This is a genomic window from Flavobacterium movens, from assembly GCF_039581425.1.
Taxonomy (GTDB): Bacteria; Bacteroidota; Bacteroidia; order Flavobacteriales; family Flavobacteriaceae; genus Flavobacterium; species Flavobacterium luteolum.
In genome coordinates, this window is record NZ_JBCPXY010000010.1 from 170,233 (window position 1) to 182,552 (window position 12,320).

A 12,320-nucleotide genomic window follows, 5' to 3' on the forward strand; every position below is an offset into this window, starting at 1 on the left:
TTGTTTTATTTCTAAAAAAGATAAATGAAAGAAACTAGTTTCTAACACATAGCTATGTTTACTTAGAAAAGTGAAACCGCCTTTTAACGTTCCAATTATAAATCTATTGATCTATGTTTCTATGTGTTTAAATCTTGGCTTTTACTATTTATCTTCTAAAAGTAGCATTAAATAATGTGAAGCCGACCAGCTGAAGTTAAACGCTTCTAATCCTTTTCCGTTTAATGGCTGATAGTTTTCTCTTATGGTAGTGCCTTTATCCAAAGCACCTTCGGCATTATGCATCAGTTTATGCGCCAGTTCATTTGCTTCTTTTGTGTAACCGTATTTTTCTAATCCGTTGATGCCAAAATAACTTTGATCAAGCCAAATTGGTCCTCTCCAATATCCGTTATCAGGCTTAAATTTCGGATGATTTGCTGCCAATGTTGGCAAAGGCACAAAAGTGTTCAGGCTAGCTGGATCAATCATATTGTTTTTTGCAGATTTGACTTGTTCTGCAGTAGCAACTTCTGCCCAAATCGGACAATATCCTTCGCATCCCATCGCTTTTATCAATGTTTTGCCGTCAATTGTCGTGTCATAAAACCAGCCTGTCGCTTCATCCCAAAATTGCTTTTGAATTTTCTGCTTTAATGCATCACTTTCGTCTATCCATTTTTTTGCTTCTTCACTTAATTTTAAAACTGTCGCCATTTTGCTGAGATAATTTTTCTCTGCAAATAAAAACGAATTTAAATCAACACTTTCCTGATCTAACGAATACGCTTTTTCGCCGTTTTTCAAGATTTTGCTATCATCAAAACGAACAGCATTATCCATTCCGCTTTCCCATTTTGCGGCGATTACAGTGCCATCTGTTGAGCCAAATTCGCATAAACCATCCTGATCATGATCGCGTTCTTTGTACCACCAATTGTGATATAATTTAAGCTTTGGATAAAACTCTTTTATGAAATCAGCATCTTTCGTTTTTTCATAAATCTTCCAGATTGCCCAAGCTGCAAGTGGTGCTTTTGTATTTCTGTAATTGTTTTCTTCAAGAAGATTATTTCTGTAAATACAATCTGGAATAAAACCATTTGGATCCTGATAATCGAACAAAGCACGCATTTGATTTTTGGCTAATTCGGTATCATAATTAGCTACTGCAACGGCATGTTTCCAGCTGTCCCAAGCCCAAAAACCGTGAAACCACTCGTAATTATAACTCGGGAAAAGACCTCCGTGTTTTAATCCTTCAGCAGCAATTCTCGTGTTGTTTTGTAAAGTCAGCACCAATTTTGCTGCAAAATCTGAATAGATTTGATCTTTGTAAATGTTTTTCTTTTTGGCAATTAACTCTGCCAATAGTTTTTCTTTTTCTTTTTGTGTGTTGTTTAACAGTGTAGTAAATACCGTTTTTTGTATTGTTTCATTTTCTGTTTTCCAAGAATACTGTGGAAAAATAAAACTTTGAGAAACAATAATTTCTTTGGTTTCATTTGGTTTTAAAACCAATTTTTCTGTCTGTGCTTTGAATCCCTGTTTGGTAATTTCAAATTCAGGATTTGATTTTAAAAACTGAATATATCCTACAGCAGTGCTTTTTGTAGAAACAATTTTTAAAGTGTTTTTTTCATTAGACAATTGTAAATCATCTAAAAAAAGAGACGCATTATAAGAAGGAAAAATAGTGATTGATTTTGTGCTTTTATTTGTAATGCTTGTTTTTTGCAAAGCCGAATGGCCTGATAAAAACACCAATTGCTGTTTTACTTCTAATTTCTCATTTTTAAACTGCTGTTCTAAATGGCTATTGAAACTGTTTTGCGCAACCAATGAATTTTTCCAGTTGATGATATCTTGCTTGTTTTCGTCTTTTAGCTCAAGCGAAACAAATGATGGACTTATCCAAACTCCGTTTTGTTCTGTCATCAAAAAAGGTCCTGAAAATCCTGCTTGAACATTTGAACCTTCTAAAAATCCAAATGCAAACCAAGCTCCTTTATCAGAGAACGCCAATGGTTTTCTGTCGGTTGCGTTTGTCGGATTTCCTTTATAATTAATGCTATTTTTAGCAAATTCTAAGTTTGGAAAGCTTTTTTGAGACCAACCTGATTGTATTAGAAAGAGGGATGAAAGAATAAAAAGTATTTTCTTTTTGCTCATGTTGTGTCATTTTTTGTGTTGTGTTGTTATATAGCTATAGGTCAACCCATTTTACTGAGCAGACCAATATCTTTAGATAAAAAGAATAGCCAAGAAATATAGGCTATTCTTTTTAAATATTTAAATCATTTTGAGAGAATTAATTCGTTTGCAATTCTGTCAATGGAATTGGGTAAAAGTTATTCTTTGCTGCGTCGAAACCTGTGCGTCCAACTGCATCAAGAGCTTGTTTTGTTTTTCCCCAACGGCGTAAATCGTAAAAACGGAAATTTTCAAGAGGGAATTCTAAAATTCTTTCGTGTTCGATTTGCGCTTTTACCTCAGCACCACTTGTTCCTGTCATTGCTGGCATATCTGCTCTAGCGCGAACTTTATTGATATACGGAATCGCTTCTGCTGGACGACCCAATTCATTTAAAGCTTCAGCCTGCATCAACAATACATTTGAATATCGCATTAAAGGAATATTAATTGCTGTAAATTCCTGATCCATTTTTTCCTGTGTGCTTGGAATAAATTTACGATATACTGGTTTTTCTGTATCTCCAAATTTATCATCGTATGTTGTTCCTAATACTAATGGATTATTAGCATCATTAAAATATGGATCTTTGAAGAAAATTGTGCTGTAAAAACGTGAATCATAGTTTCCTGTTGTCGCAATTTTTCCTTCTTTTTTGAATTCATTTACAAGCATTGGACTTGGAAGAATTTCATCCCATCCGCCAAGCTCAGCCGCTGCCATCCAGTAGTGAAGTGCATTGCGGTAGAACGCTCCGTTTGCTGTAGTTTCTGAAAACTGAAGTTCAAAAATCGATTCTTTAGTGTTTTTCATTGTTCCGTCAAACATAGAAACATAATCTTTTACCAGCTCATATCCTTGCACTTTGCTAAATGCCGTAAGCGCTTCATTCAGGAAAGCTTGTTTTTGAGCTGTTTCTTCATAAGATCTTGTCAAATACGCAAATCCTAAATAACTATTTGCTGCTCCGCTTGTTGCACGTCCTGTTTTATCTGCAGATTGTTTTGCAGGCAAAATAGCAGCTACAGCTTTAAATTCGCTTGTAATAAAATCCCAAGCTTCTGCACGACTTGACAACGGAATGTTTAGATCACTTTCTTTTGTAACATATTTATTTCTGATATAGATCTGATCCCAATTTAGAATCAGCTTCATGTGGTAATATGCACGTAAAAAACGAGCTTCTGCCTCAATTTGCTTGCGGTCTTCATCGCTTATTTTTGATGCAGGAACCTGTGGCAATTTATCAATAACCTGATTGGCATTACTAATTCCTCTATAGTTAATTCTCCAATAACTAGTAAACTGGCTGTTTCCGTTTGTGTAGGTAAAAGTCGAAAGTTCAACCCAGTTTTGGTAGTTCAATGCATCGCTTCCTAATTCGTTTATGTCTTCACGATACGCTTCGACCGGCCATTTTACTTCAGCGAAAGCCCATTCGTCAACAGCGCATTCTAATTGTGAATAAGTTGACGCCAAAGCCGATTCGGCATCAGCTTTATTTCTCCAGAAATTATCTGATGTAAGTTCATCTGGAGATTGTTGATCCAAATAGTCATCACAGCTTGTAAAAGTGAATAAACCTATAGCGGATAATATTAAAAATATCTTTTTCATGATAATGTCGTATTAAGTAGAATTAAAATATATACTGAACTCCAGAAACAAATGATCTTGTAAATGGAAAAACAAAACGGTCTACACCTGTGTCAATTACTTTGTCACGTGAAAATTCTGGATCAATCCCTGAATAATTGGTGATTGTAAACAAGTTTTCTGCGCTGATGTAAAATCTAAGTTTGTCGATTTTTGCTTTGCCTAACATTTTGTTTGGAATAGTATATCCAAATTGCAACTGACGCATTCTGATAAAATCACCGCTTTCAAGAAAACGGTCTGATTCACGGCTGTTTCCGTTTGGATCCTGCAATACGGCACGCGGAATATTACTGTGGTTTTCTGGCGTCCATGAGTTTAATGTAGAAGCCAACATATTGGTTCCTGCATTCATAGACTCATAAAAATATCTGTTTCCGTTGTATAATTTATTGCCCCAGCCACTTCCTATCAAAGCAGAGAAGTCAAATCCTTTATAACTAGCTCCTAAACTAAGGTTTACTTCCAGTTTTGGTAATCCTGTTCCTGCATAAGCTTTATCTTTTTCATCTATAACGCCATCTCCGTTCAAATCTTTAAAGCGAATATCTCCAGGCTGTGCATTTGGCTGTAATAAAACACCATTTTTATTGTGAGCTGCTACTTCTTCAGCTGATTGGAAAATACCATCTGTTTTGTATAAATAGAATCCGCTAATTGGGCTTCCTACACGAGCCTGAGTTGGAAAGTGCTCATCTCCGTATTTTAATCCTTCTCCATAAATAGTCTGTCCGTCATTAGCTAATTCTTCTACTCTATTTTTAAGCGTCGTAAGATTCAACCCTGCGTTGTATTTAAACTCATTAACCTGATCGCGGTAATTTACTTCAAATTCAAATCCGCTGTTGCTAATTTTACCTACGTTAAGAACTGGATCATCAATTCCTGCAGATGGAGCCAGTTTTTTTGTAATCAACAAATTGTCTGTTACATTATGATAGTAGTTCATCGAACCGCTAATTTTTCCTTTTAAAAGCGTATAATCGATACCAATATTTTTAGAATCTGTAGTTTCCCATTGCAGGTTTCTATTTTCTAATGCTGTTGCAATACTTCCTGGCCAAGGATTGCTTCCTATACCCTGAACATAACCGTTGCCTAAAAAATTTCCTGTTTTGATCAATGTATTTGCAGAATAATATCCTAAAGCAGCTTCGTTACCCAATTGTCCCCAGCTGGCACGTAATTTTAAAGTAGAAAGAATCATATCTTTTGGAAAGAAATCTTCCTGTTCGATTTTCCATCCTAAAGCAATAGATGGGAAAGTTCCCCAACGGCTGTCTTCTCCAAATTTAGAAGAACCATCTTTTCTAACTGTCACCTGAAGTAAGTAACGATCATTATAGGAATAATTTAACCTGCTAAAAAAAGATACTCTGTTGTATTGGAATTTTGAACCATCAGCAGAATAGGTTCCTCCTCTTCCTGCGCCAATGGTTTCAAAACCAGGGTCAAGAAATCCTGAAGGACGGTCGATAGAAACCAATTGTCCGTTTTCTACAGTATAATCAGTTGTTTTTCCTTCAACACTAACCTGATTCCAGTTTGATGCTTGACTGTTAAAAGTATTACCCAACATTAAACCAAAAACATGTTTTCCGAAGGTTTTATCGATTGTGATAATATTATCTAATATCTGTTCATTCCAAGTTGTTCTCAACTCTGTCTGCATTGGATAAAGATGCACTTCTTTTGGATTTGCAATATACGGCGGAAAGTGTGCAGTCTGCTGATTATTCTTTACACGGTAAGAATAAGCCAGTTTGTATTTTAACCATGGAGCAATGTTTGCAGTTGCAGCAATATTTGCCGTTATGTCCTGTCCGATGTCATTGCTTTTTCTAAAATGCTCTTCGGCAACTGGATTGGTTCCTGCTGGCAAACCATTTTTATTCGCTAGTCCGTAACCGTATTCTTCATTTTCATCATAAACAGGAACCAAAGGAGCCATCGTATATACTTCTTTTAGCTGAAAATTTGGCAATGCATTTTGCGTTCCCATGTACGCCATTTTTGCATCGATATCAAAAATTGATTTTTTAAAACTAACTCTCGCACTACCAGTTTGCTGACCAAATTCGTTATCTATTACAATACCTTTTTGCTTCACAAAATTACCATAAAGTGCAAATTTAAAATCTCCTTGTCTTCCCTGAATTCCTAAGCCATAGTTTTGTGTAAAACCAGAACGGAAAACTTCGTCCTGCCAATCTGTATTTACATCTGATGGTGCTGTAATATAAGCTGGAAGAGGTTTTGGTGAAGTTGCATATTTATTGTACTCATCATACATTCTTTTGTTGACAGTACGATAACCATCAGCATCTAACATATCTAATGTTTTTGATGGATTTGTAATGCTTAAAAAAGAACTGAAATCTACTTTTACGCCTTCTTTTTGTCCATTTTTAGTCGTTACGATAATTACACCATTAGCAGCGACAGATCCGTAAATTGCAGCTGCGGCACCGTCTTTAAGAACCTCCATCGATTCTATATTGGTTGGGTTTATCGTATTAATAGATCCCTGAAAACCGTCAATGATATAAAGTGGTTCTGTTGCTCCAAAGGTATTTACACCACGAATTTTCACGCTTACTGAAGCACCTGCAACACCACCGCTTTTTTGCACATTTACTCCGGCAACTAATCCTTGAAGAGCTTCTGATGGACTTGTTGTCGCACGAGTTTCTAGGCTTTCTTTCTTAACTGTAGAAATAGCTCCCGTAACATTACTTTTCTTTTGAGAACCATAACCAATAATAACTACTTCATTCAATTTATTGGTTTCTTCCTGCATAGATACATTAAATTCTGAACGATTGTTTATGCTCTCACTTATGGATATAAATCCTACATAAGAAAAAACAATAATCGGATTCTCCAACGTCGATGGATACACTAAGGTGTAATTTCCATCAATATCTGTCCCAGCATTGTATTTAGAATCTTTGATCGAAATACTTACCCCAGGCAGCGTATTATTTTTGTCATCCGTCACTTTTCCTGAAATTGTTTTTTGTGCTTGTGCAAAACTGATGTTTGGCAGCCACAAGCATAACAGCAGAGGAATAAAATAAATTACCCTAATTAGTTTTCTGTTCATCTTGGTAATGGTTTTAGTTAGTAAATTTTTAGGTTTCTTTTTTTTTAATTTTTAATATTTAGTTTTTGTATTGCATGTATATACATCTTGTTTGACAATGCTTTAAAACATTACCAAACAAAATGCAGTATTCTAATTGATGTTTTTTGCTAAGCTTTAGCTAACCTAAATAGGTTCTACAAGTCAAATTTTATTCCTTGAGCCAACGGAAGACTTGTAGTATAATTGATTGTATTGGTTTGCCTTCTCATGTAAATTTTCCAGGCATCAGATCCAGATTCACGGCCACCACCAGTTTCTTTCTCACCGCCAAAAGCCCCACCAATTTCAGCTCCAGATGTTCCTATATTTACATTTGCAATACCGCAATCAGAACCTGTTACCGATAGAAATAATTCGGCTTCTCTTAGATTGTTGGTCATAATTGCAGAAGACAATCCTTGCATTACACCATTTTGTATTTCAATTGCCGCTTCAACAGTGCCCGAATATTTTAATAAGTATAAAACAGGAGCAAAAGTTTCGTGCTGTACAATTTCAAAAGAATTATCAGCCTCCGCAATTGCAGGTTTTACGTAACAGCCACTTTCATATCCATCACCAGAAAGCACTCCACCTTCAACCAGAATTTTACCTCCTTGCTCTACCACTTTTTTCAAAGCATCATTGTACAATTCAACTGCTTGCTTGTCGATAAGAGGACCAACATGATTTTTTTCGTCTAAAGGATTTCCGATACGCAATTGTCCATAAGCAGAAATCAGAGCTTCTTTAACTTTTTCATAAATGCTTTCATGAATAATCAAACGTCTGGTAGAAGTGCATCTTTGTCCTGCTGTACCAACAGCACCAAAAACGGCACCAATAACGGTCATCTTAATATCTGCATCTGGCGTGACAATAATGGCATTGTTGCCACCTAATTCCAATAATGATTTTCCAAAACGTCCTGCGACTACCTGCGCCACAATTTTACCCATTCGAGTAGAACCTGTAGCCGAGATTAACGGAATACGTTTATCATTGGTTAACAATTCGCCTATTTTATAATCTCCCGTAATTAAACACGAAATTCCTTCAGGCAAATTATTTTCTTTTATAACTTCTGCTATAATATTTTGACAGGCAACTGCGCATAGTGGTGTTTTTTCAGATGGTTTCCAAACGCAAACATCGCCGCAAACCCAAGCCAAAGCTGTATTCCAAGCCCAAACAGCCACTGGAAAGTTAAATGCCGAAATGATTCCCACAACTCCTAGAGAATGGTACTGCTCATACATTCTATGTCCTGGTCTTTCTGAATGCATCGTTAATCCGTGAAGCTGACGCGAAAGTCCAACCGCAAAATCACAGATATCTATCATTTCCTGTACTTCGCCATAACCTTCCTGCAAGGATTTACCCATTTCATAAGAAACCAGTTTGCCTAAAGCTTCTTTATTTTTGCGCAATTTTTCTCCAAATTGACGTACAATTTCTCCACGCTGCGGAGCTGGCATTAATCTGAATTGTTTGAAAGCAGCTGTTGCCGATTCCATTGCTTTTTCATAATCTACGGGAGTAGATGTCTTTATTTTTGCAATCAATTTTCCATCTACAGGCGAATAGCTTTCTAAGATTTCTCCATTAGAAAAATTATTCAATCCTGTTGAAGTTCCTTCGTTAATGTCCTTTATATTTAATTCTTTTAAAGCTTCTTTTATTGTAATTTCTAATTCTTCGATTGCCATTATGAACTTTTTAATTGTGCTTTTTCTATTAAATGAATGTTAGAGCGTTTTTTGAAGCTTTACATCAGTACTTTCAAATATCTTATCTGCTGATGATGCCACAAATCCTTGATACAATTCTCCGTTTGACATCGGATAACGCAATGCAAATTCATAATAACATGATGGCACTTTTAATGTTCCTTCTTCAAAATCTACATTGTACAAATCTGCTAAAGTGCTTGATTGTTCCAATAGCTGTTCTGGAGTTCCTTTAATTTTTCCTCCAGATGCATTCAATTCCCATCCGCTAGATTCTAAGAAATTATTCAATTCTTCTAAGGTTTTAAATCCTTTTAAAGCATTGGTATTGATTGTAAAATGATTGGCTCTAAAACCATAAACATACATCCAAGCTGCATATTCAGACTCTTCCAATAATGATTTATAAACCGCTTGTGAATTTCCATTCCAAACAGATCCACTTAAAACCAATTCTGGATTATTAAAAACATTTTGATCGCAGTTGTTTAATAAATTTTCCACTGTAGTCTGCAAGTCAGCAGAACATTTTTCCAATTCTAGTTCAGAAATAAAAATTCTTGGTGCGTCTTTATCGGTTGCGTGCTCATAATGTTTAGCAAAGAGTTTTTTAGTGTCAAAATAATACTCTCCTTTTGCCTCATAACCCACATTTAGAAATGGTTTCTCTAATACTTCGATATTCACACGCTTATCATTGAAAGTACGAATCGCGATATGATCATTTTTAATTTCTTCTCCCTTGTCTTCCAGAAGTTCATGAATTTTTAATGCTGACGGAGTAATTTCAACATATTGCTCCCATAGCTTTGTAAGTAGTTGATCTTTATTCATTTTGTAGTTATGTTAAAATAGTGTTATTATGACACAAATCTATACATATAACTGTTATAATAACAGTATAATAACACGATTATTTATAATTAGACATTTGTTATGTTATTTTTTGTAATTTTGACACTTTAAAAACCATTTTTAACAGAAGAATTGTCAAAATAATAGAATCATCAATTAAAAACTACTTATGGCAAAGGTCAAGAAGAATGAAAATACTGACTATTTAGATCGAGAAATCATACAAAAACTTAGCGAAAATGCGAGAATACCATTTTCTGATCTGGCTAAAGAATTAAATATTTCTAATTCGCTGGTACATCTAAGGGTTAAAAAACTCCAAGACGCAGGAGTAATTAATAGCTTTACTGTAAAATTAAATCCGAAAGAACTTGGTTTTGAAACTATTACCTATACAGGAATTGTTACTAAAGAAGCTCACTTTTCTTACTCAATCGCCGAAAAGCTAAAAGCAATTCCCGAAGTGATAGAGTGTCATTGGGTATCGGGAAAATATGCTTTGTTCATAAAAATTGTCGCTGCAAATAATGAAGAGCTTCGTAAAATTTTATACGAACAAGTGCATCAGATTGAAGGCGTTGGAAGCACCGATTCGTTTTTCTCTTTTGGTTCTGCTTTTGAGAAAAATCTGCCAGTATAACTACAAAACTCTAGCATAATGGTATAAAGCTATCTTATGTAGATAAATGTAAACTTACTCTAGTTTATGATATTAATTAGATATTCTTCCCAAGTCTGTTTACCACTATTATTTTCTGGACACAGATTTATTCCTGTAGTAAATAATCTATGGCGAATATCTTCTGGCTCTTTTAATGCGAGATTTTTATTGCTCTGAATTACTTCGAAGTAAGTTTGAATCATTTCTTCTAAATGAAGCACCTTTGGACCTCCAAAATCTCGCATTAAACCTTTTGGAGATTCGAATGCAAGAGAGGCTAATAATGCAGCGACTTCTTGTACAGCTACAGATTGGAACCTCAGCCCAGATGGAATTGTCATTACATCACATTCTACACTTTGACTCTCTAATGCCTTTATCATAGTAAGCACAAAATCATGAAATTGTGTAGTTCTAAGGATTGTAAAAGGAATGCCACTATTTGCGATACTATTTTCAACTTCCAATTTTCCTTGGTAATAAGGATAATCGCTTTTATCAATTCCGACAATAGAAATATAAATGAAGTGTTTGATTGAGTTTCTATCTACTGCTTGCAGTAAATTTTTGGTGCCTTCTATATCAGTTTGCTGAAAGTCTCTAGGATTACTTGCACAGTGAATAACGATTTCTGCTCCAGCTGCTGCTTCTTTCAAACCAAAATTTTCAAACAAATCTCCTGTAAAAAACTCTAAGTTATTTTGAACACAATTATTTGCTTGAGTTGTTAATACAGCTGTTTTGAAACCTTTTTCTAATAATATATCAACAATATATTTTCCTAGATGTCCATTTCCGCCAGTAACTAATATCTTATTCATTTGGTTTGCAATTAGAATACTATATTAGAAAAAAAACCTCGTAACCTCAAAATTTTTTAGGTATAAGTAGACCATTATGCCGATTCTTTTAAGAAAAAATAAATTGGCTCAATCTTAAAGACGTTAAATCTAGAATTAGTAACCGGACTACTCAAAATATAAAAAGTGGTACATTTTGATGATACAGCAAAACAATACATTTGACCAAAAATCATTAAAGCATATCAAAATAAATGAACACGCAAATAAGACACGACTGGAAAAAAGAAGAAATTCAAGCTATTTACGATCAGCCTTTATTAGAATTGGTTTATCAGGCTGCAACCGTACATCGAGAGTTTCATAAACCTTCAGAAATACAGGTTTGTACGTTGCTTTCTGTAAAAACAGGCGGTTGTCCAGAAGATTGTTCGTATTGCGGACAAGCAGCACGTTATCATACAGATATTAAAGTTCAAGCACTACTTCCAACAGAAAAAGTATTAGAACATGCGCAAAAAGCAAAAGACGGCGGTTCTTCTCGTTTTTGTATGGCGGCCGCTTGGCGTGAAGTGCGTGACAACAAAGATTTTGATCGTGTTATCGAAATGGTAAAAGGTGTAAACGATCTTGGTTTGGAAGTTTGCTGTACTTTGGGAATGCTTACAGAAGAGCAAGCCATTCGTCTTCAAGAAGCGGGTCTGTATGCTTATAACCATAATTTGGATACTTCTGAAAGTTATTACGATGAAATAATCAGCACGCGTAAGTTTGACCAACGTTTGGATACTATTAATAACGTGAGAAAAGCAGGAATCACGGTTTGTTCGGGCGGAATAATTGGCCTTGGAGAATCTAATGGTGATAGAGTTTCTATGCTGCTAACTTTGGCAACAATGCCTGTTCATCCTGAATCTGTTCCTGTAAATGCCTTGGCAAGAGTAAAAGGAACTCCGTTAGAAAACAATCCGAAAGTGCCTATTTGGGATATGGTTCGAATGATAGCTACAGCGCGTATTGTGATGCCTGCATCTATTGTTCGTTTGAGCGCTGGACGTATCGAAATGACCGAAGAAGAACAAGCTTGGTGTTTTATGGCTGGTGCCAATTCTATTTTTACAGGAGAACGCGAAACTTTATTGGTTACGCCAAATCCAGGATTATCTGAAGACATGCAGATGTTTCAAAATCTTGGACTTAAGCCTTTGGTTAAAGAAAACAAAAGTGCTTGTTCTGTGATTTAAAAAGCAGCTATAATATCTGACAAAAAAAATATTTTATTGGATATTTTTCTATCTTTGAAGTTCATCAAAATGGC

Annotated in this window: 8 protein-coding genes; 2 read left to right on the forward strand and 6 right to left on the reverse strand. The window is 35.3% G+C overall.

The window, feature by feature from the left end; genetic code table 11:
* Window positions 1-144 precede the first annotated feature (144 nt).
* The 5 genes from AAYQ05_RS17660 to AAYQ05_RS17680 all read right to left on the reverse strand — a co-directional run bounded on the left by AAYQ05_RS17660 (window position 145) and on the right by AAYQ05_RS17680 (window position 9,520).
* On the reverse strand, window positions 145-2,151 hold the full coding sequence (locus tag AAYQ05_RS17660; protein WP_343544706.1) for an MGH1-like glycoside hydrolase domain-containing protein: 2,007 nt from the start codon (window positions 2,149-2,151) through the stop codon (window positions 145-147).
* Between the two features lie 139 nt (window positions 2,152-2,290).
* Window positions 2,291-3,790 carry a RagB/SusD family nutrient uptake outer membrane protein gene (locus AAYQ05_RS17665; RefSeq protein ID WP_343544707.1) on the reverse strand — a complete coding sequence of 500 codons (1,500 nt, stop codon included), beginning with the start codon at window positions 3,788-3,790 and terminating at the stop codon, window positions 2,291-2,293.
* A 22-nt stretch (window positions 3,791-3,812) separates the two neighbouring features.
* The gene (locus AAYQ05_RS17670; protein ID WP_343544708.1) at window positions 3,813-6,935 is read right to left on the reverse strand and encodes a SusC/RagA family TonB-linked outer membrane protein; all 3,123 of its coding nucleotides are present in this window, start codon (window positions 6,933-6,935) and stop codon (window positions 3,813-3,815) included.
* 176 nt (window positions 6,936-7,111) lie between these two features.
* Window positions 7,112-8,665, reverse strand: a complete 1,554-nt coding sequence (amaB, locus tag AAYQ05_RS17675) for an L-piperidine-6-carboxylate dehydrogenase (RefSeq protein WP_343544709.1) — start codon at window positions 8,663-8,665, stop codon at window positions 7,112-7,114.
* A 39-nt stretch (window positions 8,666-8,704) separates the two neighbouring features.
* Window positions 8,705-9,520, reverse strand: coding sequence for a DUF1338 domain-containing protein (locus tag AAYQ05_RS17680; protein WP_343544710.1), 816 nt, complete (start codon window positions 9,518-9,520; stop codon window positions 8,705-8,707).
* A gap of 190 nt (window positions 9,521-9,710) precedes the next feature.
* Between AAYQ05_RS17680 and AAYQ05_RS17685 the strand changes: the two genes are divergently transcribed.
* Window positions 9,711-10,181: an Lrp/AsnC family transcriptional regulator gene (locus AAYQ05_RS17685; RefSeq protein ID WP_343544712.1), complete on the forward strand. Its 471-nt coding sequence runs from the start codon at window positions 9,711-9,713 to the stop codon at window positions 10,179-10,181.
* A 59-nt stretch (window positions 10,182-10,240) separates the two neighbouring features.
* Here AAYQ05_RS17685 and AAYQ05_RS17690 read toward each other — a convergent pair whose 3' ends face one another.
* Entirely contained in the window at window positions 10,241-11,023 is a 783-nt protein-coding gene (locus tag AAYQ05_RS17690; RefSeq protein ID WP_343544713.1) for an SDR family oxidoreductase, read from the reverse strand.
* 233 nt (window positions 11,024-11,256) lie between these two features.
* Between AAYQ05_RS17690 and bioB the strand changes: the two genes are divergently transcribed.
* On the forward strand, window positions 11,257-12,246 hold the full coding sequence (gene bioB, locus AAYQ05_RS17695; protein WP_343544714.1) for a biotin synthase BioB: 990 nt from the start codon (window positions 11,257-11,259) through the stop codon (window positions 12,244-12,246).
* Window positions 12,247-12,320 lie beyond the last annotated feature (74 nt).